At 60.5% G+C, this 21812-nt stretch carries 18 protein-coding genes; 11 read left to right on the forward strand and 7 right to left on the reverse strand.

Going from position 1 to position 21812, the window contains the following annotated elements:
* Positions 1 to 28: 28 nt before the first annotated feature.
* The 3 genes from NAT21_RS01395 to NAT21_RS01405 all read left to right on the forward strand — a co-directional run bounded on the left by NAT21_RS01395 (position 29) and on the right by NAT21_RS01405 (position 4199).
* Positions 29 to 1366 (forward strand): deoxyguanosinetriphosphate triphosphohydrolase, encoded by a 1338-nt coding sequence (locus NAT21_RS01395; RefSeq protein WP_250935079.1) that lies wholly within the window; start codon positions 29 to 31, stop codon positions 1364 to 1366.
* 203 nt (positions 1367 to 1569) lie between these two features.
* Complete coding sequence (locus NAT21_RS01400) at positions 1570 to 3243, forward strand: BCCT family transporter (protein WP_250935081.1); 1674 nt, start codon at positions 1570 to 1572, stop codon at positions 3241 to 3243.
* Positions 3244 to 3404: 161 nt separating this feature from the next.
* A complete protein-coding gene (locus NAT21_RS01405) occupies positions 3405 to 4199 on the forward strand; it encodes an aspartate dehydrogenase (protein ID WP_250935083.1) in 795 nt (264 codons plus the stop codon).
* Here the strand turns inward: NAT21_RS01405 and glsB are convergent.
* The 5 genes from glsB to NAT21_RS01430 all read right to left on the reverse strand — a co-directional run bounded on the left by glsB (position 4196) and on the right by NAT21_RS01430 (position 8198).
* Entirely contained in the window at positions 4196 to 5122 is a 927-nt protein-coding gene (gene glsB, locus NAT21_RS01410) for a glutaminase B (protein ID WP_250937946.1), read from the reverse strand. The two genes, NAT21_RS01405 and glsB, sit on opposite strands and share 4 nt — an antisense overlap.
* Before the next feature lie 141 nt (positions 5123 to 5263).
* Positions 5264 to 5899, reverse strand: a complete 636-nt coding sequence (locus NAT21_RS01415) for a peroxiredoxin (protein ID WP_250935085.1) — start codon at positions 5897 to 5899, stop codon at positions 5264 to 5266.
* Between the two features lie 189 nt (positions 5900 to 6088).
* Positions 6089 to 6427: a P-II family nitrogen regulator gene (locus tag NAT21_RS01420; RefSeq protein ID WP_250935086.1), complete on the reverse strand. Its 339-nt coding sequence runs from the start codon at positions 6425 to 6427 to the stop codon at positions 6089 to 6091.
* A gap of 151 nt (positions 6428 to 6578) precedes the next feature.
* Complete coding sequence (locus NAT21_RS01425; RefSeq protein WP_250935087.1) at positions 6579 to 7826, reverse strand: ammonium transporter; 1248 nt, start codon at positions 7824 to 7826, stop codon at positions 6579 to 6581.
* Positions 7827 to 7859: 33 nt separating this feature from the next.
* Entirely contained in the window at positions 7860 to 8198 is a 339-nt protein-coding gene (locus tag NAT21_RS01430; RefSeq protein WP_250935088.1) for a P-II family nitrogen regulator, read from the reverse strand.
* Positions 8199 to 8481: 283 nt separating this feature from the next.
* Here NAT21_RS01430 and NAT21_RS01435 point away from each other — a divergent pair, with 283 nt between their 5' ends.
* From NAT21_RS01435 to treA, 8 genes are all read left to right on the forward strand, one after another.
* Positions 8482 to 8826 carry an accessory factor UbiK family protein gene (locus NAT21_RS01435; RefSeq protein WP_250935089.1) on the forward strand — a complete coding sequence of 115 codons (345 nt, stop codon included), beginning with the start codon at positions 8482 to 8484 and terminating at the stop codon, positions 8824 to 8826.
* Positions 8827 to 8960: 134 nt separating this feature from the next.
* On the forward strand, positions 8961 to 10526 hold the full coding sequence (locus NAT21_RS01440) for an alkaline phosphatase D family protein (protein ID WP_250935090.1): 1566 nt from the start codon (positions 8961 to 8963) through the stop codon (positions 10524 to 10526).
* A 231-nt stretch (positions 10527 to 10757) separates the two neighbouring features.
* Complete coding sequence (locus NAT21_RS01445) at positions 10758 to 12263, forward strand: YifB family Mg chelatase-like AAA ATPase (RefSeq protein WP_250935091.1); 1506 nt, start codon at positions 10758 to 10760, stop codon at positions 12261 to 12263.
* A gap of 55 nt (positions 12264 to 12318) precedes the next feature.
* Positions 12319 to 14103 (forward strand): EAL domain-containing protein, encoded by a 1785-nt coding sequence (locus NAT21_RS01450; RefSeq protein WP_250935092.1) that lies wholly within the window; start codon positions 12319 to 12321, stop codon positions 14101 to 14103.
* A gap of 171 nt (positions 14104 to 14274) precedes the next feature.
* Entirely contained in the window at positions 14275 to 15003 is a 729-nt protein-coding gene (locus NAT21_RS01455; protein ID WP_250935093.1) for a gluconate 2-dehydrogenase subunit 3 family protein, read from the forward strand.
* A gap of 3 nt (positions 15004 to 15006) precedes the next feature.
* Positions 15007 to 16413, forward strand: coding sequence for a c-type cytochrome (locus NAT21_RS01460; RefSeq protein ID WP_250935096.1), 1407 nt, complete (start codon positions 15007 to 15009; stop codon positions 16411 to 16413).
* Entirely contained in the window at positions 16410 to 18203 is a 1794-nt protein-coding gene (locus NAT21_RS01465) for a GMC family oxidoreductase (protein WP_250935099.1), read from the forward strand. The genes NAT21_RS01460 and NAT21_RS01465 overlap by 4 nt, the downstream gene beginning before the upstream one ends.
* 208 nt (positions 18204 to 18411) lie before the next feature.
* Positions 18412 to 20127, forward strand: coding sequence for an alpha,alpha-trehalase TreA (gene treA / locus NAT21_RS01470; RefSeq protein WP_250935101.1), 1716 nt, complete (start codon positions 18412 to 18414; stop codon positions 20125 to 20127).
* A gap of 19 nt (positions 20128 to 20146) precedes the next feature.
* On the opposite strand, the gene NAT21_RS01475 is transcribed toward treA, so the two are convergent.
* Together NAT21_RS01475 and NAT21_RS01480 are read right to left on the reverse strand one after the other, a co-directional pair.
* Positions 20147 to 20797 carry a DUF1275 family protein gene (locus NAT21_RS01475; protein WP_250935103.1) on the reverse strand — a complete coding sequence of 217 codons (651 nt, stop codon included), beginning with the start codon at positions 20795 to 20797 and terminating at the stop codon, positions 20147 to 20149.
* 51 nt (positions 20798 to 20848) lie between these two features.
* On the reverse strand, positions 20849 to 21760 hold the full coding sequence (locus NAT21_RS01480) for a polysaccharide deacetylase family protein (RefSeq protein WP_250935105.1): 912 nt from the start codon (positions 21758 to 21760) through the stop codon (positions 20849 to 20851).
* Positions 21761 to 21812 lie beyond the last annotated feature (52 nt).

The following is a 21812-nucleotide window of genomic DNA, read 5'->3' on the forward strand; positions in this document are numbered from 1 at the left end:
CTTCATTCATTTGCCAGCGGAATAACTCATGTCTTCCATGCGCTGGGCCAGCCTTCTGGCCCCGGCCCGACTCAATGACAAGCCCGCCGGTTCCGAGCGGGAAGTCGGGCGGTCACCGTTTCACAAGGACTTTGACCGGATTGTCTTTTCCGGTTCCTTTCGCCGTCTTGGGCGCAAGACCCAGGTCCATCCGCTGACCGAGAACGATCATATCCACACCCGGTTGACGCATTCGCTGGAAGTCGGGTGCGTGGGACGCAGCCTGGGCATGATGGTGGCCGAGGGGCTGGCCTCTCGGCTGCCGGCTCATGTGACGCCTGCCGATATCGGTGTCATCGTCCAGGCGGCGTGTCTGGCGCACGATATCGGCAACCCGCCATTTGGCCATGCGGGGGAATATGCCATTCGTGACTGGTTCAGTCGCACCCTGGCCAGTCAGCCGGCCCTGTTTGACGGATTGTCTGAGCAGGAGGTGCAGGATCTTTTGACCTACGAAGGCAACGCCCAGGGGTTCCGGGTGGTGACCCAGGTGGAGTACAACCAGTTTCGTGGCGGAATGCGCCTGACCCTGCCCACCCTCGGAGCAATGATGAAGTATCCGTGGACCGTGACGCAGGCCGGACGCAGCGGCAAGTTCAGTGCCTATCAGTCCGAGCGGGCACTGCTGGAAAGCGTTGCGGAGCAGCTGGGTCTGCTGAAGCGGGATGACGATGTCTGGTGCCGCCACCCCCTGGCCTATCTGGTCGAAGCCGCCGATGACATCTGTTATGCATTGCTCGACCTGGAAGATGGTCTCGAGATGGAGATTCTGTCCTTTGACGAGGTGGCTGATGTGCTGATCAGCATTGCCGGCACCATCCCTGAGGACTATCTGCGCATGAAGGAGGAGGGGGCTTCACGTCGGCGGCAGATCGCCGTATTGCGTGGTGCAGCCATGGAGCGTGCCGTTAACGAAGTGGCTCGTGCGTTCATTGATCACGAAGCCTCGTTGCTTGGCGGCGCCCTTGAAAGTGATTTGCTGGAGCTGTGTCACCCGGACCTGCACTGGGGCGTCAGTCAGGCCAAGCAGATCGCCCGGGAGCGTATCTTTCGCAATCCGCGCAAGGCAAAGCTGGAAATCGGGGCCTATACCACTCTGGGCATTTTGCTGGAGGCCTTCATCGGCGCAGCGCATGAACTGCACACCACCGGCAAGTCGAGTTTCAAGCATGAGCGCGTGCTGGCATTGATAGGTGAAAACACGCCACTGCCGTCCTGGTCGCTGTATGCAAGCTACCGGCGGATGCTGGACTTCATTGGCGGCATGACGGATCACTATGCCGTGGATCTGGCGCAGGAGATGGGAGGACGATTGAAAGGGGACTGAAGGATACGTATCCATAACGACATGATCTAATGAAAGCGAAAATGGATAACGGGTTGTTATACAAGGCACATTAAAATACTCTCCTGAGTAGGTGTGCGTGATGGACGTACCGGGTTAACTGGCAGGGCCTTTTGATCCAAAGGCCCTGCCGGTTCGTCTGTATGCCTGTCGCGCGCTTCTCTTACAAAAAAGGAATCCCCTGTATGGGCAGTGCGTTTTCTCGTATCGACAAGGTGTTGTTTTTTGGTGTTCTTCTTATTCTTTTCTCGGCAACAGTGCCGCTGGTGGCCTTTCCAACACTTGGAGCAAGCTGGGTCGCACAGGCGAAGAACTATGTAACAGATAACTTCGGGGTGGCGTATCTGGCCCTGGGGATCAGTTCATTTGGCTTCATGATCTATATCATTTTCAGCGACATCGGCCAGATCAAGCTGGGTGAGCCTGAGGAAAAGCCCGAGTTCCATATCCTGTCCTGGGCTGCGATGCTTTTTTGCGCCGGCATCGGTGGGGCCATTCTGTACTGGTCCATGATCGAGTGGGTGTATTACATGCAGGCCCCTCCGTTCAATGCCGAGCCATTCTCGGAAGAGGCCGTGACCTGGGCCACAACCTATGGAATCTTCCACTGGGGGCCGCTGGCCTGGTCGATGTATCTGGTACCGGCCCTGCCGATTGCCTATTTCGTGTACGTCAGAAAGCGCCCCGTGCTTCGCATCAGTGAAGCCCTGCTGCCGGTGCTGGGTGAAACCCTGGCCCATGGGTGGCTGGGCAAGCTGGTCGATATCCTGTTCATCTTCGGGATGCTCGGGGGTGGCGCGACCTCGCTTGGCCTGCTGGCGCCCCTGATCAATGAGTCCCTCGGCGTGCTGTTTGGTGTTCCCACCAATCTGGTCACTCAGCTTCTGGTTCTTATGGTGTGTACGATCATCTTCGCCAGCAGTGCCTATGTCGGGCTCAGCAAGGGCATCAAGCTGCTGTCGGATATCAACCTGTGGCTGGCGCTGGGGCTTCTGGCATTCGTGCTGGTGGTCGGGCCGACCCAGTTCCTGCTGAAGACCGGTCTGAATGCCATTGGCACCATGGCGCAGAACCTGATCCACATGGCCACCTGGACAGAGCCGTTCGGTAATCTGCAGGGCTTTCCGAAATCAAGCTTTCCTGAAAACTGGACGATCTTCTACTGGGCCTGGTGGCTGGTGTTTGCACCGACCGTGGGGCTGTTTATCGCGCGTATTTCAAGAGGTCGGACCATTCGTACCATGGTGGCGGGCTCGCTCTTTTTCGGCACCCTCGGCTGTGCGCTCTTTTTCAGTATCCTCGGTAACTACGCCATCTACCTGCAGCTGACCGATGCGCTGGATGTGGTGTCGATTCTGAATAATCAGTCGCCGGAAGCCGCCATCCTCGCGGTGTTGAATTCGTTGCCGCTGTCCTGGCTGGTGATTGCCGTATTCACCATCCTGCTGGTGATCTTTACTGCCACCACCTTTGATTCCATCTCCTACATTCTGGCATCGGTGGTCGAGTACAAGATGGATGAAACCGGTGAGCCCATGCGGTGGAATCGCTTGTTCTGGGCCTTTGCCATGTCGATTCTGCCGATGACGCTGCTGTTTCTGGGGGGCTTGAGCACGCTGCAGACCGCGGCTGTCGTCAGTGGTGTGCCCTTGCTGGTTGTGGCTGTGCTGTTGATGATTTCAACCGTGCGTGCGGCGCGCTTTGACCTTCGTTATCAGCCGCACTACGACGATCCGCAGATCAATATCCAGGAATTTCCCGAAGCCGACCCCTGGACCGAGGAAGGCAGCTGGGAAGAAGTCAACGATGAAAATGGCGCATCGCTGACCCGCAGTGACAAGGGCCCCGATACGCCTTGAGTGCTTTTGGGCTCTGCATGACAAAAAGGCGCCTTCGGGCGTCTTTTTTTATGCCTGGCATGGCGCTCAGGCGGTAGTCGCACAGACGCGGAGACAGTATGTTGATGCAGGACAGGTATCTTGAATCAATATCGCGATGCATCAGGAGGCGCAGGCAACCAATGACACACACCATCATGATGATCGGCTATGGGGCCATGGGGCGCGAGGTTCATCGTCTGCTCCCTGAAGGCGTGGTACTTGACTGCATCATCGAGCATCCCGCGGCCTGTGAGGCGCTGCAGCGCGAACTGGGCGATGACATTGCCGTAGTGTCGTCCGTGGCAGCGTGCCGCGTGGTACCGGCACTGGTGCTTGAATGTGCCGGTCAGCCCGGCCTTCGTGCCCACGGCGCGGATGTATTGAGGCAGGGCTGGTCGCTGGCGGTGATTTCGGTGGGTGCGCTGGCTGATCCGACCCTGTATGCGGAGCTTTGCAGGGCGGCAGAGCAGGGAAGCAGCCGCTTTGAAGTACTGGCCGGCGCGGTCGCCGGGATGGACGGTCTGGCGGCTGCCAGAGAAGGCGGGCTGGATACGGTCACCTATGAAGCGCGCAAGGCGCCGCGAAGCTGGCAGGGAAGCCATGCTGATACTTTGGTCGCGCTGGACAGGGTCACGGAGCCTGCCGTGTTCTTTGAAGGCAGCGCCGGCGAGGCAGCGCTGCTGTTTCCGGCCAATGCCAATGTCGCTGCCACGGTCGCTCTGGCCGGTGTCGGTATGGAAGCGACGACGGTCAGGCTGGTGGTAGACCCGCATACCACCCGCAATACCCACCGTATTGTGGCAACGGGACGGTTTGGCGAGTTTGCCATCGAGCTGAGCGGTTATCCCCTGGAGGCCAATCCAAAAACCTCTACGCTGGCTGCGCTGTCCGTGGTGCGTGCCTGCCGTCGGCTGGTCACGCCGGCCCTGATCTAGCGACCTGATACCGGCGCAAACACCGACCAGCCGATCTGCTCGCTCAGCCGTTCGAGGGCCGCCATGCCTGCCAGGGAGTTGCCACTGGCATTCAGCTCGGGGGACCACACGCACAGGCTGAACCGGCCGGGAACGATGGCCACAATGCCGCCGCCCACGCCGCTCTTGCCCGGCAGTCCCACGCGGTAGGCAAAATTGCCGGCTTCATCGTACAGGCCGCTGGTGGCCATGATGGCATTGATCTGCTGGGTCTGGCGCGGGCTGACGATCTGGGCGTCGCTGTGAATGCAGCGCCCCTGATTGGCCAGAAAGGAGAAGGCACGTGCCAGATCCACACAGCTGGCGGCCAGCGCACAGTGGTGGAAGTAGCTTCTCAGCACATCTTCAACCTCGTTGTTGAAATTGCCGAAGGACTGCATCAGATACGCCATCGCGGCATTGCGTGAGCGGTACTGGTACTCGGACTGCGCGACGACATCGTCGGAAATGATGGTCGGATTATCGGCCAGGCGACGTACGAAATCCCGCATCGACAGGATGGGTGCAGCAAAGCGTGACTGGTTGATATCGGCAATGACCAGTGCGCCTGCATTGATGAACGGATTACGGGGCCGGCCCTGCTCGAACTCAAGCTGTACCAGTGAATTGAAGGCCTGGCCGGAAGGCTCATGCCCCAGCCGTGACCAGATGTCCTCGCCCGAGTGCTGAATCGCCTGCACGAGGCTGAACACCTTGGAAATACTCTGAATCGAAAACGGGGTATCCGCCGCACCGGCAGTAAAAAGCTGGCCGTCAACGCCCATGGCCGCGATCCCCAGCTGGTTGGGATCTACTTCACCCAGTGCCGGGATATAACGTGCTACCTGCCCCTGACCCAGCAGGGGGCGTACATCATCAAGAATTGTTTTAAGGAGGGACTGCATGAAGGGGGTACTCACCGCCAGTGGCTCTCTGAGACGGCGAGTGTACCGCGCTTTGGCGGACAATAAAGCGTTGAATGGTCAACGTTGCCCGGCCTGTCCCGTGAGGGGAGCAGGCCGGAGCGAGGCACGTCAGTCTGTTACTTACTTGTCGGGCTGCGGCGTGACGCGCAGGTAAGGTGTTTTCTCGTCCCAGCCTTTCGGGAAGAGGGTTTTGGCGGTGTCATTATCCACCGAGGGCACGATGATCACGTCGTCGCCGTCAGTCCAGTTGACCGGCGTAGCCACCTTGTACCCATCGGTCAGCTGCAGGCTGTCGATCACCCGCAGGATCTCGGTAAAGTTGCGCCCGGTGCTGGCTGGGTAGGTCAGCGTCAAACGGACCTTTTTCTGCGGATCGATGATGAATACCGAACGCACGGTATTGGTGCTGTCGGCATTGGGGTGAATCATGTCATACAGCGTGCTGACGCTGCGGTCGCTGTCGGCCAGCAGCGGAAAGTTGAGGTCGCAGCCCTGGGTACGCTCAATGTCGTTGCCCCACTGGCCGTGCTCTTCCAGAGAATCGACCGAGAGGCCTATCGCCTTGACGTTGCGCTGCTCGAACTGCGGTTTCAGGCGGGCGACCTCACCCAGTTCCGTGGTGCATACCGGTGTGAAATCGGCCGGATGCGAAAACAGGATCACCCAGTTGTCGCCTGCCCAGTCGTGAAACCGGATGGGGCCGTCGGTGCTGTCCTGGGTAAAGTCCGGTGCGGTATCGCCCAATCGAAGTGCCATGAAAACCTCCTTCAGGGTTCTGCATCAATGAACAGGAAGGCGTTCTGCGCATGCGCCGAAAGCGTAGAGGCTGACAGGAACGTCCATGAGACAAGCATTGTGGTGATTGGCCCGTTTCTCAAGTGGCGTTGTGTTACCGACATGAAAAAACGCGCCCGAAGGCGCGTTGCAGATCATCAGAACCGCGTGTCAGACCGCATCCTTGCCGGTTTCGCCGGTACGGATACGGATAACCTGTTCCAGCGGAGATACGAAAATCTTGCCGTCACCGATCTTGCCGGTGTTGGCCACACTGGTAATGGCTTCGATCACCTGATCGATCATGCTGTCATCGACGGCCACTTCAAGTTTTACCTTGGGCAGAAAGTCGACCACGTACTCGGCGCCACGATACAGCTCGGTGTGCCCCTTCTGTCGGCCGAATCCCTTGACCTCGGTGACGGTGATGCCCTGTACACCTACTTCTGAAAGGGATTCACGAACGTCATCAAGCTTGAACGGTTTTATTATGGCGGAGACCAGTTTCATTGCTTCTCTCCCTGCGGTATCGATAAGGGTGTATCCCTTGCTTGTGCATAAGCATACAACGGCTTTTGCACTCCCACAAAAATGCGTTGTCCTGATCATGAAAAAAGGCCCCGCAAGGGGGCCAGGAGAGCACGCCAGCTCAACAATCGTTTTATTTTTTGCTGCCGATGAATTCCGGATACGCTTCCATGCCGCACTCGGTGATATCGACGCCTTCGTATTCCTCTTCTTCGCTGACCCTCAGGCCGATGACGGCCTTGATGATGGCCCAGACCACCAGACTGGCCACGAAGGTCCATGCAAAGATGGTGGCGATGCCAAGCAGCTGAGCACTGAAGGTGGCATCAACGTTGGACAGTGGCACTGCCAGCAGCCCCCAGATACCTACCGCGCCATGTACCGAGATCGCACCGACCGGATCATCGATTCTAAGCTTGTCGAGCGAGACGATGGCGATAACCACGATCAGCCCGCCTACCGCACCAACCAGAGTGGCGCCCAGGGCAGAAGGAGCCAGCGGCTCCGCCGTGATGGCCACCAGGCCGGCGAGAGCGCCGTTGAGCGCCATGGTAAGGTCCGCCTTGCGGAACCACAGGCGCGCCAGAATCAGGGCAGACAGCACGCCCCCGGCAGCAGCGGCATTGGTGTTGACGAAGACCTGCGCTACCGCGTTGGCTTCACCGATATCGGAAATCTTGAGCTCGGAGCCGCCATTGAAACCCAGCCAGCCGAGCCACAGGATGAACGTACCCAGTGTTGCCAGCGGCATGTTGGCCCCCGGAATGGCGTTGATCTGACCGTTCTTGCCGAACTTGCCCTTGCGAGCGCCCAGAAGGATAACCCCGGCCAGGGCTGCCGTGGCACCACAAAGGTGCACGACACCTGAGCCTGCAAAGTCCTGGAAGCCGGCGGTATCAAGGAAGCCGCCGCCCCATTTCCAGTACCCCTGAATCGGGTAGATGAAGCCGGTCAGGATCACGGAGAACAGCAGGAATGCCCAGAGCTTCATGCGCTCTGCCACCGCGCCGGAGACGATCGACATGGCCGTGGCCACAAATACCACCTGGAAGAAGAAGTCCGAACGTGCGGAGTAATAAACATCACCTCCGCTGGCCAGTACCTCTTCCGGCGTATGTTCGGCACCGATCAGGAAGCCCAGGCTGGGCATAAAGCCGCCGGCATCGCTCGAGTACATGATGTGGTAGCCCACCAGCAGGTACATGGTGCAGGCAATCGCGAACAGTGCGATGTTCTTGGTCAGGATTTCGGTCGTGTTCTTGGCACGTACCAGTCCTGCCTCGAGCATGGAAAAGCCTGCAGCCATCCATAGCACCAGCGCGCCGGTCATCAGAAAATAGAAGGTATCAAGTGCGTATTTGACTTCGATCAGATCGTTCATGGTCCTGTTCCTTGAATGGCGTTCTCCGGGAGATCACACCGCATCGGGGCCGTGCTCACCGGTACGGATACGAATCACGTTGTCCAGAGGGGTAACGAAGAGTTTGCCGTCGCCAATCTTGCCGCTGTTGGCGGCCTGACAGATGGCGTCCAGAACGCCCTCCACCCGGCTGTCATCCACAGCGACTTCTATTTTTACCTTGGGAAGAAAATCCACCACGTATTCTGCGCCGCGGTAGAGTTCGGTATGCCCTTTCTGTCGGCCAAACCCCTTGACCTCGGTGACAGTGATGCCCTGAACGCCGTTATCGGCCAGCGCCTCACGCACATCGTCGAGTTTGAATGGCTTGATAATGGCAGTGACAAGCTTCATGCCTTGTTCTCCTTGAGGTGTCTCCTGGTAAAACATGGCAGGCACCATGCCAATGCATACCCTGTTCCTTTTTAATCAACCACTTGGATTCAGAGTGGTGCGGCTGTGTATCGTTGTGGTGCACAGGGCGCTGGCGCGACGCACCAAATGGAGGCTCTTTTGGGGCGAGTGGGGCGTACTTGCACTGTGGGGGTGCATGAGGCGAGTGATGTGGATCATTAGGCGTTTTGCGGTCGTCATGCGTATCCTGTAGAGCACATAGTTGAACAATGAGGGAACGACCATGGCCAATAGGGATGTATTCAGTCGCTTTGCCCAGCAACTGGGCGATCGTCTGCAGGACGTATCGCATGCGCCTGAAGATATTCAGCGCAGTGTACAAAGTGCAATGAAAAGCACCTTTGATCGCTTTGATCTGGTATCCAGAGAAGATTTCGACATCATGATGGATGTGCTGCAGCGCACACGGTCTCGTGTCGAGGCACTGGAGCAGCAGGTCGCCAGTATGGAATCCCAGCTGGACAGCCTGCGTGGCAAGACCACCACGACCGCCAATGCCGAAGCCAAAAGCGATCTGGGTGAAGACACCTCGGCTGCCCCGGAAAGTGGCTCGCCAGGCGCTGCCTGATTCGGTGAACCATGCTGTAACCCCGCCACCGTGCGGGGTTTTTTTATACCTGCGTCATGGGCTCGTCACCGGCCTGACCTCAGACTGTCATGCCTGCTGACCACACTTTCGGCCACCAACCCGGGAGGTAGATCATGGTGAAACGCAGGAACATTCTGTCATGGGGGCTCAAGGCCGGTGCCGGCGCAGGGCTGTTGGGAACGGGCATTCTCGGCGCCCCGGCGATCGTGCTGGCTGAACATCGCCGGCCGCAGGCGGTGTCCGGGGTCATGAGCGGCGATGTGCTGAGTGACCGGGCCGTGCTCTGGAGCCAGGCGGATCGGGCAGCCTTCATGCATGTCGAGATTGCCGACAACCCGGCCTTCAAGCAGGCACGACGGCTGCCGCGACTCGGCCTTCTGCCGGAAACCGGCCTGGCCGGCAAGCTCGATGCCACAGGACTGCGCGGCTGGGATCACCTCTACTACCGGGTATGGTTCGAATCGCCGGGAGATCACCGCGCCCTGAGTGAGCCGGTAACCGGCACACTGCCACTGGCACCGACGCGTGCCCGGGATATCCGCCTGGTATGGTCCGGTGATGTGGTCGGGCAGGGCTGGGGGATCGATGAAGCTCGAGGCGGCATGACCATTTATGACGCCATGCTGAAGGTCAATCCCGATTTCTTCATTCATTCAGGCGATACCGTATACGCCGATGGCCCGCTCGAGGAGCGGGTCATGCTCGACGATGGCAGCGTATGGAACAATCTGATGACGCCGGCCAAGCGCAAGGTGGCAGAAACCCTCGATGAATATCGCGGTCAGCACGCCTACAACCTGAAGGACCGCAACGTTCGGGCCTTCAATGCCGCCGTACCGATGCTGGCGCAATGGGATGATCACGAAACACTCAATAACTGGTACCCCCAGGAGGTGCTCGCCGATGACCGTTACAGCGAGAAAAACGTGGCATTACTCTCCCAGCGTGCCCGCCGCGCCTTCCTCGAATTTACCCCCACCCGCATGGCGCCCGACGCGCCGCAGCGCATCTACCGGAAGTTTCCCTACGGGCCGGGGATGGAGGTCTTCATGCTCGACATGCGCACGTATCGGGGGCCCAACAGCACCAATCTACAGCCCGACGCCTCGCCGGCGACGGCCTTTCTCGGCGAAACTCAGTTCGACTGGCTGAAGCGTGCCCTGACCGCGTCCACCGCGACCTGGAAAATCATCGCTGCGGACATGCCCATCGGCCTGCTGGTGCCTGATGGTGACAGTGGCGATTTCGAGGCCATTGCCAACGGCGATCCCGGCCGGCCTTTGGGTCGTGAGCTGGAAATGGCCCGGCTGCTGACCTTCATTCGGGATAACCACATTCGAAACGTCGTCTGGCTGACCGCCGATGTGCATTACACCGCCGCTCATCATTACTCGCCCGAGCGGGCCGCCTTCAAGGAGTTTGCCCCGTTCTGGGAGTTTGTCAGCGGGCCGCTGCATGCCGGCACCTTTGGCCCGGGCAGCCTGGACAATACCTTCGGCCCGCAGGTGATGTTTCAAAAGGCCCCGCCCGAGGGCCAGAAGAACCTGCCCCCGTCCCGGGGATATCAGTTCTTCGGCCAGGTGGATCTGGAGGGCGAGAGCAACGTGCTGACCGTCACCCTGAAAGACAGCGCCGGCACCCGGCTTTATCAGCAGGCGCTGACCCCCGAATACGCCTGACAGGGCCTGCTGTCCTTCAATGAAGGGCTGATCTGCCTGCCCATGGCCCCGCACTTCGGGGCCATGGGCAGGTATCGTTTAGTCGCCCCGCCTCGTGGTATCCGCCTGCCCGGCACGCATGGATACCCGGCATCAGCGATTTCCTATCGGGCATCCAGAGAAACGGCTTCCTGACGATATAAGGCGAAAGCATATTTTTTAACCGTGTATCGTCTGTGCAGGAACCAGCCTATGTCACTTGCCATCATCCGTACCCGTGCCAGTGTCGGGCTTGACGCACCTCAGGTGCTGGTCGAGGTACATCTTTCCAACGGGCTGCCGGGGCTTGCCATTGTCGGCCTGCCGGAAGCCGCCGTGAAGGAAAGTCGGGAGCGGGTGCGTAGTGCGTTGATCAATTCAGGGTTCGAATTCCCTGCTCGACGGATCACACTCAACCTGGCTCCGGCGGATTTGCCCAAGGAGGGCGGGCGATTCGATCTGCCGATTGCCCTTGGCATTCTGGTGGCTTCAGGCCAGGTACCGGGAGAGGCGGTCGCGACGGTCGAATGTCTGGGTGAGCTGGCGCTGGATGGCAAGCTGCGCGGTGTGACCGGTGTGCTGCCGGCGGCGCTGGCGGCCTGTGATGCAGGGCATTCCATGATCCTGCCGAGCCGCAATGCCGATGAGGCCTCTCTGGCCGGTGATCTAGCCGTTCATCCTGCCGGCGACCTGCTTGAGGTGGTGGCGCATCTGGTGGGGCAGACCCGCATCCCCCCGTACCAGCGAACGGAGGCGCCTGGCGCGCAGCTTCCCCAGGCAGATCTGGCCGAGGTGCGCGGGCAGCATCAGGCCAGGCGCGCCCTGGAAATAGCGGCTGCCGGGGGGCATAACCTGCTGTTCGCCGGGCCGCCAGGAACCGGCAAGACCATGCTGGCCAGCCGGTTACCGAGTATTCTGCCGCCCTTGTCGGAGCGTGAATGTCTGGAGGTGGCGGCGATCCGCTCCGTGTGCGGGCTTGATATTCTCGAGCGCTGGGGGCAGCGGCCCTTTCGCGCACCTCATCATACGGCCAGTGCTGTCGCACTGGTCGGCGGTGGCTCGAAGCCCCGGCCCGGCGAGATCTCTCTGGCCCATCAGGGCGTTCTGTTTCTGGATGAGCTGCCGGAGTTTGATCGCAAGGTGCTGGAAGTCATGCGTGAGCCGATCGAGTCCGGCGCGATTCATATCGCCCGAGCCAGCCATCACCGCCATTATCCAGCCCGATTTCAACTGGTCGCTGCCATGAACCCGTGTCCGTGTGGCCACCGGGGAGACCCCCGACAGGCCTGCAAGTGCACACCGCAGCAGGTGCAGCGTTATCAGGCACGGTTGTCCGGGCCGCTTCTGGACCGTATTGACCTTCAGATCGAGGTGCCGGCCCTGCCGCCGGAGCAATTGACCAGCGTACGCAGTGGTGAAAGCTCGACCGTGGTGCGTCAGCGGGTCGTGGCCGCCCGTGCCCGGCAGCAGGAACGTGGTGTATTGAATGCCCATCTACCCCCCACGCCGCTCGAAGCAGCCTGTGGTCTGGGGGCACCGGAGCGCCTGTGGCTTACCGAGGTACTGACGCGGCTGAACCTGTCGGCCCGTGCTTACCATCGGGTCCTGCGTGTGGCATTGACCATTGCCGATCTGGCCGGTGAGGCGCGCGTAAGTCAGCCGCAGCTGATGGAGGCCATCGGCTATCGACAGCTTGATCGAATGATGGGACGAGGGTGATGATCTATAACCTGCTTGACACTATCCGTGGCATGACGACGGTGAGGATGTGCACATGTTGAGTGATCTGACCCTGGTTGAATCGACACGGCTTGCCGCGATTGAAGCCGAGCGGCAGGCGAGGCTGGGTGCCAGTGCCTCACTGAACCGCGTCAGTGAGCTGATCTGTGAGCTGGTTGGTGTGCCTACCGGGCTTGTGACACTGGTGGGGGATGAACTCCAGTGGATAGTGGCCCGCACCCGGTTTGATTGTGCCTCGACCTCCCGGGAAAATGCGTTCTGCAAGTATACCGTGGCCCGCCGAGCGCTGACCGTGATCGAGGATGCCACCCAGGATGAGCGAGTGAAAGAAAACCCGCTGGTCATTCGGGCCCCCAATATTCGTTTTTATGCCGGTGTGCCGCTGATTACCAGCGAAGGGCATGCCATTGGCAGCGTCTGTGCGATCGACTATGAACCCCGGAGACTGACGGGTACGCAGGCACGGCAGTTGCGGATGCTGGGAGATATTGCCACGGACATACTGGAGGCCCGCCATCGTCTTGGAATGGTGGAGTCCATTACGCTGTTCCCGAACTGCCATCAGCTGCGCAAGGATCTGGGTGACATGATGCAGCCGGCAGCCCAGGCCGAGCGGTACAGCCTGTTCATGATATCGACCATCGATATCAATTACATGAACGACATCACCAGCAGCTTTGGAGGCGTGGCCACCGACACCCTGATCTGCGATGTGGCGGCCCTTCTACAGCTTTTGATGCCGAGCGAGTGGCCTCTGTACGCCGTCTCGCCGTCCCGGTTTGCCTTTGTTGTGCCCTTTGCACAACGGGCCGCGGCGCTTGAGTGTATCGACCTGTTCTCTGATCGCATGGAGGACTATCACCAGGGCTCCATTCCGATTCGACTCGATGTGCATGCAGGCGTTCATGACTTCGATACCCTCGCGATGGATGGCCATGAGGTCTATCGCAAGGCGCTGAATGCCCTGCATGCGGCCCTGTCCATGGATATGAAGGTACTGGGCTACCGTGCGGGATACGATGATGAGCAGCGTGAGCATCTTCAGTTGATGATCGAGCTGGCAACTTCCATCGAGGCCCGACAGGATCTGTTCATGGTCTACCAGCCGAAGGTGGATCTGAAGACCAACCGGATCGTGGGGCTTGAGGCGTTGCTTCGCTGGAACCATCCACGCCGCGGGATGATTCCGCCGGGAGAGTTCATTTCCCTGGTCGACAAGACCAACCTGATCAATCCGCTGACGTACCGTGTGTTTGAAATGGCCGCCGCCATGGCCCGTACCTGTTACCTCGCGGGTGGCACTGCGCGGATTGCCATCAATATTTCCACCTCTAATCTGCTGGATGACGGCATGGTGGATATGTTCAGTCGCATTCTGGAGAAGGAGCAGGCCCGGGCCGAATGGCTGGAGCTTGAATGCCTTGAAACCGAAGGGTTGCTCGACAACACCCGGGCGGTGGCCACGCTTATCGAGCTCAAGACACTGGGGTTTCGGCTGTCCATCGATGACTTTGGTGCGGGCCACAGCAACATCAACTATCTACGCCGCCTGCCCACGGATGTCATCAAGATTGACCGGTATCTGATCAGTGATATCGCCACCGACCCTGCCAGCCGGTTCATTGTCGAGAAGATCGTCGAGATGGCGCATTTCCTCGCGTTGAAGGTCGTGGCCGAGGGCATCGAAAACGAGCCGACGCTGGCACTGTTGCGCGCCATGCACTGTGACGCCGCGCAGGGCTATCACCTCTTTCGTCCCATGCCGGAAGCCGAAGCCTTCGCGCTGGTCGCCGGCTGTGATGACACGCTCGCCGGGTAAGGGCGGGCGGGGCGGGGCCTTTCATATGAGCAATTTCTCGATATGATCGGTTGAAGGTCGTTAAGCTATGGTTCAATAAGGCGTATAGTAGAACGTCTGCAGCAGGCTGTAACAGCCATGCATGCCAGCCCTTCCAGAAAGGGGCACACGAACCATTGACCGAGACCCCCCATGACCGATGCACCTCGCAATCGTCAGCGCCGCGCGTTCATGCGTAACTCACTGCTGAGTATTCCCGCAGTCAGCGTTGGCTCCAGCCTGGCCTTCAGGGCCAGTGCGGCAGCGCCTGAGGCTCCGCCGCTTCATGATTATTATCCGACCTTTTTTACCTCTGAAGAGTGGCAGTTCATTCTGTCGGCCACGGACCTGCTGATCCCGGCAGACGATACGGGCCCCGGGGCGCTGGATGCCCATGTCCCCGTATTCATCGACAGGGAGCTGGCCGGCGGGTACGGTCAGGCTGAACACTGGTACATGCAGGGGCCGTTCCGCACCGATGCGCCCGCCGAAATGGGCTATCAGCTGCCTCATACGCCCGCAGCGGTGTATCGCCTCGGCATTCGTGCTACCGATGCCCATTGCCGTCGTCATTTCAGCAAGCCCTTTGCAGCCCTCGACAAGGCAACGCGCACCGAGGTGCTTTCAGCCCTTGAGAAGGGAACACCGGATTTCAATGCGCTGGGCATCGCGAACCTTCCCAGCAGCACGTTCTTTGCCTTTTTGCTGCAAAACACCCGGGAAGGGTTCCTGTCCGATCCGATCCATGGCGGCAATCGCCATATGGTGGGCTGGAAGATGCTGGGCTTCACAGGCGCGCGTGCCAGTTTCCGCGAGTGGGTGGATCAGTACGATCAGCCTTATCCTCTGGGTCCGGTAAGTTTGAACGGCGAGCGAGGCTGATTCATGAAACTTTATTATGGGAACGATACCATTGCTTCTAAACGCGGCCGCGATGCCCTCGCGCTGCTGACCGGCACCCTGCTGGCCGGGGCCATGGCGCCGGGGATGACGTATGCACAGGGCGATGCCCGGCCCGATAGCCAGGCGCTGGCCAGGGGCGCTTATCTGGCCCGTGCCGGTGACTGTGTGGCATGCCATTCCGCCCCGGAAGGCAAGGCCTTCGCCGGAGGGCTGGAGATCAAGAGCCCGCTGGGCAGTATCTATTCAACCAACATCACTCCGGACCCTGAAACCGGTATCGGCAATTACACCGAGGCCGAATTTGCGGCGGCGCTGCGTGACGGCAAGCGCGCTGATGGCAGCCATCTTTATCCGGCCATGCCGTACCCGTCCTATGCCCGTCTGACCGATCAGGACGTGCACGCGCTTTACGTTTACTTCATGCAGGGCGTGACACCGGTGAACCATCAGCCTCCGCAGACGGCGCTTAGCTTCCCGTTCAATCAACGGTGGGGCATGAGCGTCTGGAACTGGCTGTTTGCCGACAAGGCTCCCTTTACGCCGACCCAGGGCGATTCCGCCGAGATCAATCGCGGGCGTTACCTGGTGGAAGGGCTGGGGCATTGTGGCAGTTGCCACACGCCCCGAGGGCTGTTCCAGCAGGAGAAGGCTCTGGGTGATGATGAGGGGGACAGTTATCTCGCCGGAGCGGACCTGAATGACTGGTGGGCGCCCAGCCTCAGGGGCAAGGGTACCGGCCAGGGCGTTGCCGGCTGGACCCGCCAGGATATCGTGGATTACCTGGCCACCGGACGTAATGCGCACAGTGCCGTCAGTGGTGAAATGACCTCGGTCATCGTCAACAGCACATCCCATCTTTCGAGCGAGGATCTGGGCGCGATCGCCGCCTATCTGAAGAGCCTGCCCGTGCCCCGGGGTCATGGCAAGGCACCTGCCGACGCCGACATCAAGGCCACGGAGCAGCACCTGAGTACCGGCACGTCGCTGTCCAGCGGTGAAGCGCTTTACCTGGATAACTGCAATGCCTGCCATTTTGCCAACGGGCAGGGCGCTTCCGAGGTGTTTCCTTCTCTGGTAGGCAACAGTCAGGCCAATGCAGACAATCCGACGGCGTTGATTCATACCATTTTGAATGGCGCCCAGCTGCCCTCTACACCGCAAAAGCCGGAAGCATTGATGATGCCAGGCTTTGGCTGGCGGCTATCGAATCAGGAAGTGGCTGATCTGGCCACGTTTGTTCGTGCCGGCTGGGGAAATACCGGCGGAGCTGTCACGGCCGAACAGGTTCAACAGGTACGTGCATCAATGGATGAACGCAGCGGCTTCAGCGGGGCACCAGACAGTGAATCACAGCACGCCGCTGACACAGGGAGTGCGCACTCATCATGAACGACAAGGATAATTCGGCGATGAAAACATTGCCCAGCGTCGACGCCGTGATCATCGGCCTCGGCTGGACCGGATCCATCATGGGCATGGAGCTGACCGATGCCGGGCTGAACGTCGTGGCACTCGAACGCGGTGGCGACCGCACCAAGGAGGATTTCCTCTATCCGAAGCCCGCTGACGAGTTGAAGTACGGTGTGCGTCTGGAAATGATGCAGCGTCCGAAGCAAAGCACGGTCACGATTCGGCGCAACGCCGACGAAGAGGCGCTGCCCCAGCGGCACTGGACCACATTCCATCCGGGAGATGGTGTCGGGGGCGCCGGTTCTCACTGGACCGGCGTGCTGTATCGGGCAACGCCCACCGAGCTGTCCCTCAAGAGCTTTGCCGATCGCACCTTCGAGCCCGGTTTTCTGCCCGAGGACATGACGATCCAGGATTATGGCGTCACCTACGAGGAGCTGGAGCCGCATTACGATTTTTTCGAGAAGGTTGCCGGGCTGTCCGGTCAGGCCGGAAATGTGCAGGGTGAAATCATTGACGGTGGCAACCCGTTCGAGGGGCCGCGCCAGAACCCGTTTCCGCTACCGCCCCTGCCGCGCACCCTGACGGATACGCTGTTCACCGAGGCCACGAAAAAACTGGGCTGGCACCCGTACCCGTACCCGTCGGCCAACGTGTCCGGGGCCTGGACCAATCCCTACGGAATGCAGCTGGGGCCATGCAACTTCTGCGGGTTCTGCAGTAACTACGGCTGCCTCAACTACTCCAAGGCCTCACCGCAGACCTGCGTACTGGATGCGCTCAAGCAACGCGAGACGTTCAGCTATCGCACCCACTGCGAGGTGACGCGGATCGTCAAGAGTGATGACGGCGAGACCGTGAAGGGCGTGGTGTATCGGGACGGCGAGGGGCAGGAAACCTTCCAGCCGGCAGGCATGGTGATACTGGCCTCCTTCCCGCTGTCCAACGTTCGGATCCTGTTGTTGTCGGAGATCGGCAAGCCGTACGATCCCGTCGCCAATACCGGCGTGGTGGGGCGCAACTTTTCCTACCAGATCACCGGCTCGATCGACATGTACTTCAAGGATCACCAGTTCAACCCGTTCATTTCCGCGGGGGGCAGTGGTCAGGTCATCGATGATTTCAGCCCGGATACCTTTGATACAGCCAGTCACGGGTTCATTGGTGGCTCCTATATCTACACCACCCAGGGGCCGGGTGGGGCGATCGGCGCCATTCGGACGCCGCCGGGCTCGGCGAGCTGGGGCAGCGAGTGGAAGAAAAATGCCAGTGAGCACTATGGCCATCACATGATGCTCGGAACGACCGGGACGAACATGTCCTACCGGGACGTCTATCTGGATCTCGACCCGACCTACACCGACCCGCATGGCGACCCGCTGCTGCGCATGACCTACGACTGGAAGGACAACGACATGCGCATGACCCAGTTCATGGCCGAACGCATGCGTGAGATTGTCGCCGAGCTCAAGCCGGACTATCACACCGAGAGCTTCAAGCAGGTGGGGGATCACTTTGACCCGTCGCACTATCAGTCAACGCACCTGACCGGTGGCGCCATCATGGGCACCGATCCGAAGACCTCGGTGCTTAACCGCTACCTGCAGCACTGGGACGCACATAACCTGTTCGTCATGGGGGCCAGTGCCTTCCCGCAGAACATGCAGCACAACCCCACCGGCACCGTGGCGGCGCTCACCTACTGGTCGGCGAAACACATCCGCGAGCGCTACCTGAAGGCACCAGGACCGCTGATGGAAAAGGCATAAGGTCTATTGTTGACAGCGAATCAAGACGGCCCTGCGGGGCCGTTTTGGGTGATGGGTAATGGATCAGCGTGAGCGGGATGGCAGCGAGCGTACTACCCGACCCCGACCAAAGGTGCAGAGGAGGGATTGCCGCAGGTAGACCATCCTGTAAGGTGTCTCTAATGTAATCACTCACTACACAAAAATGCTCTTCATCGGGGAAGTTCTCATGTCCAACCATCATTTCCTGCGCGCATCGACCAGATGGCTGTCGGTGCTGGGGCTTGCCGTTGCGCTTTCAGGCTGCGCGGCCCTTTCCAGTCCGCCAGTACCCAAGACGGCGGCGGATTCGCCGGAAACCCGCTGGGGGCCTGTCATGACGGCCATTGCCAGTGCGGAGCTTTACCCGGATGGCAAGACCGTGGTGGATCTGATACCGACCCGCGACCCGGCCGCCATCGTGGCCGACTACCAGGAGCAGACCACCACCGGCCCTATGCCAAGGGAGGCGTTGAAAGCCTTTGTGGCCGCCAATTTTCAGATGCCGCCAGAGAATGACAGCCATCTGGAAGAGCCCGCCGGGACGCCAATCAAACAGCACATCATCAACCTCTGGCCGGTGCTGACCCGGGAATCGGGTGAGGTGGCGGACAACCCCTGGAGCAGCCTGGTCGGTCTGCCGCATCCGTTCGTGGTGCCGGGTGGGCGGTTCAACGAAATGTTCTACTGGGACAGCTACTTCACGCTGCTGGGGCTGGTCCGCAGTGACCGGATGGACCTGGCCCGGGACATGGTCGAGAACTTCGCCTGGCTGATCGATCAGTACGGGTTCATTCCCAACGGCACCCGCACCTACTTTCTTACCCGCAGTCAGCCACCGTTCTTTGCGGCGATGGTGCAGCTGCTGGCGGCGAAGGATGGTAATCGGGTCTATCGCCATTACCTGCCCCAGCTGATGGCCGAATACTCCTGGTGGATGCGTGGAGCGGATACGCTGGCGCCGGGCCAGGCGGCGTTGCATGTGGTGAAACTACCGAACGGTATGGTGCTTAATCGCTATACCGGCGGTCAGGCCCGGCCGCGGGCCGAGGCGTGGCGGGTTGAGACGCAACTGGCCGCTCAGACGACCCGCCCGAGCAGTGAGGTCTACCGTGACCAGCGGGCTGCGGCCGAAAGCGGCTGGGACTTCAGTACGCGCTGGATGGCCGATGGCGAGCATCAGACGACGGTCAATACCCGGGCCATCGTGCCGGTGGACTTGAATGCCCTGATGTTCAACCTCGAGCAAACGCTGGCCCAGGCCTGGGCCGTGCAGGGTGATGCCGGCAAGGCCGAAGCCTTTGCCGAGCGTGCCGTGGTGCGTCGCCATGCGATCAATACCGTGTTCTGGGACGCCGCCGGAGGGTTTTATACCGATTACAACTGGCAGGAGGGGATGCTGAGCGATGCAGTATCAGCGGCGATGGTCTATCCGCTGGCCTTTGGGGTGGCCACCCCGGCTCAGGCACAATCCACCGCTGATGTGGTGCGTGCCCGGCTATTGCGCCCGGGTGGACTGGTAACGACCACGCGCCATAGCGGCGAGCAGTGGGACGCGCCCAATGGCTGGGCACCGCTGCAGTGGCTGGCAGTACGTGGCCTGGCCCGCTATGACCAGCCGGTGCTGGCCCGCACCATCGCGACGCGCTTCATGAAAACGGTCGAGGATGTTTACGCCGAGACCGGCAAGCTGGTCGAAAAGTACGATGTGGAGCAGGCCGGCATTGGCGGCGGTGGCGAGTATGAGGTGGTGGATGGCTTCGGCTGGACCAATGGCGTCATGATGGATTTTCTGGCGACCTACGGGGCAGAGGTCACACCGTCTGCTCCCACTGAGAAAGAGCAGGCAGTAAACGCCTTCACCCGTCAGATCAAGGCAGCCTCGGGGGCCATGATGGCGCCCTGACTCCGTGGGCGGGGTGTGTTCAGCGCCCCGCCTCGGCCTTTGCGGTGTCTGCCCGTATGGCCATGACGTAGCCGGTGGTCATCATGGCGCCGGCGATCAGTGCGCCGATAATGAACAGCAGGCTGTGTTCACCGTAGCGCTCGTCCAGCACGGTGGCGATGGCGGCACCTGCAATCATGGCCATCCAGCGCATCAGGCCGGTAAATACCTCCCGAAAGTGACCTGACGCCACGGCGCGCCCGGTCCGTACCAGCATCCCGGTCAGAAAGGTCACACCGGATTCCCGGGCGCTGACCTGGTTCAGCATGCCCATTCCGGCAGCGATACATAGCACGGTTCGATATGAATAGCCCCGGGTCTCGGCCAGCGCCCATGCCGCGGTCACCAGCGTGGCGGTCAGCAGCATGATGAGTGTGGCTCGCCAGAGTCCGGCCCGGTCACCAAGCCAGGCGCCTGCGGTGGTTGCGAAAAAGAAGGTAGCGATGACGCCCAGCAGGGGCAGGGTGCCCGCCCCGTCGCCCAGCGCCAGATGCTGGCCCACATGGGAGGTATTGCCGGTCATGTAGACGGCCAGCAGGTCGCGGCTGTGTCGGTAGATCAGCGCATCGGTTGCCCCGGCCACCATGAACAGCAGGGCAAAGGCCTGCAGGGGAATCAGCTTGCGTGGCATGAAGGTCTCTCTGCAAATGGCGTCAGGGCGTACTCACGGGGCATGAGCGGGTCACTGATGCGCCGTTACGGGGAGGGTGCCGGTACATTGTGCGGCAATCTGCCCCGGGGTGGTCCACCACACGCCTTCTTCAGTGCCGTACCGGGAAAGCTCCGTCAGCAGGGTGCGCAGCTGCCTGAGTCGAAAGGGCTGGCCGACAATGAACGGGTGCAGGGCGATGCCCATGACCAGTGGCTGGTGGCGGGACTGTTCGAGCAGCTCGTGAAACTGGTCTCGGGCCATGGTACAGAATTCCGTCATGCTGACCCGGTGTGTCGAGATGGTCGGAATGTCGTTGATCTCCTGGGGGTAGGGCACTGACCACAGTGTGCCATGCCGGGTAGTCAGCGGCGTCGAGCGATCATCATGCGCCCAGTTGAGGGTGTAGCCGAACCCGGCCTCGGCGAGCAGGTCCGGTGTGTGCCTGCTTTCCGAAATCCACGGTGACAGCCAGCCGGTGGGCGGTGAGCCGTACCGTTCGGCCAGCCGGGCACGGCACTGTTCGATCAGGGCCCGTTCCTGCGCGACGGGCATCTGCCCCTGGCGCTCGGCATTGGTATGGCCGTGAGCGATCAGTTCATCCCCTCGTGCATGAAAGGCGTCCAGCAGCGATGGGCAGTGATCCAGCAGGGAAGTATTGGCAATCACGCCCACGGGCAATGACAGGGCCTCGAACAGTGCCAGGCAGCGCCACGCACCGACCCGGTTACCGTACTCCCGCCAGGCATGATTGAGCACATCCGGCTCACCCTCCGGGGCAGGCGGCGCGATGCCCACTCCCCGGCCTTCGCCGAAGGCGTAATGTTCCAGGTTGAGCCCGATATACACGGCCAGTGTGGCGTCCTTCGGCCAGCGGTGGGTGTCCCGGTCGGTGATGGCGCGGTAATCGAAGCGCCCGTGATGGGCAAGGGGAGGTGTCTGCATGCGAAGGTCCAGGACAGTAAACGATGACCTCTAGGGTAGTTGGTCAGCAGGC

The sequence above is a fragment of the Larsenimonas rhizosphaerae genome, from assembly GCF_023700005.1.
Lineage (GTDB): Bacteria > Pseudomonadota > Gammaproteobacteria > Pseudomonadales > Halomonadaceae > Larsenimonas > Larsenimonas rhizosphaerae.

Coding starts and splice junctions, on each gene's coding strand:
- NAT21_RS01460 (WP_250935096.1), top strand. CDS start 15,007: ATGAAACTTTATTATGGGAACGATACCATTGCTTCTAAACGCGGCCGC.
- NAT21_RS01455 (WP_250935093.1), top strand. CDS start 14,275: ATGACCGATGCACCTCGCAATCGTCAGCGCCGCGCGTTCATGCGTAAC.
- NAT21_RS01420 (WP_250935086.1), bottom strand. CDS start 6,427: ATGAAACTGGTCTCCGCCATAATAAAACCGTTCAAGCTTGATGACGTT.
- NAT21_RS01450 (WP_250935092.1), top strand. CDS start 12,319: ATGTTGAGTGATCTGACCCTGGTTGAATCGACACGGCTTGCCGCGATT.
- NAT21_RS01445 (WP_250935091.1), top strand. CDS start 10,758: ATGTCACTTGCCATCATCCGTACCCGTGCCAGTGTCGGGCTTGACGCA.
- NAT21_RS01395 (WP_250935079.1), top strand. CDS start 29: ATGTCTTCCATGCGCTGGGCCAGCCTTCTGGCCCCGGCCCGACTCAAT.
- NAT21_RS01425 (WP_250935087.1), bottom strand. CDS start 7,826: ATGAACGATCTGATCGAAGTCAAATACGCACTTGATACCTTCTATTTT.
- NAT21_RS01465 (WP_250935099.1), top strand. CDS start 16,410: ATGAACGACAAGGATAATTCGGCGATGAAAACATTGCCCAGCGTCGAC.
- glsB (WP_250937946.1), bottom strand. CDS start 5,122: ATGCAGTCCCTCCTTAAAACAATTCTTGATGATGTACGCCCCCTGCTG.
- NAT21_RS01480 (WP_250935105.1), bottom strand. CDS start 21,760: ATGCAGACACCTCCCCTTGCCCATCACGGGCGCTTCGATTACCGCGCC.
- NAT21_RS01435 (WP_250935089.1), top strand. CDS start 8,482: ATGGCCAATAGGGATGTATTCAGTCGCTTTGCCCAGCAACTGGGCGAT.
- NAT21_RS01475 (WP_250935103.1), bottom strand. CDS start 20,797: ATGCCACGCAAGCTGATTCCCCTGCAGGCCTTTGCCCTGCTGTTCATG.
- NAT21_RS01400 (WP_250935081.1), top strand. CDS start 1,570: ATGGGCAGTGCGTTTTCTCGTATCGACAAGGTGTTGTTTTTTGGTGTT.
- treA (WP_250935101.1), top strand. CDS start 18,412: ATGTCCAACCATCATTTCCTGCGCGCATCGACCAGATGGCTGTCGGTG.
- NAT21_RS01440 (WP_250935090.1), top strand. CDS start 8,961: ATGGTGAAACGCAGGAACATTCTGTCATGGGGGCTCAAGGCCGGTGCC.
- NAT21_RS01405 (WP_250935083.1), top strand. CDS start 3,405: ATGACACACACCATCATGATGATCGGCTATGGGGCCATGGGGCGCGAG.
- NAT21_RS01430 (WP_250935088.1), bottom strand. CDS start 8,198: ATGAAGCTTGTCACTGCCATTATCAAGCCATTCAAACTCGACGATGTG.
- NAT21_RS01415 (WP_250935085.1), bottom strand. CDS start 5,899: ATGGCACTTCGATTGGGCGATACCGCACCGGACTTTACCCAGGACAGC.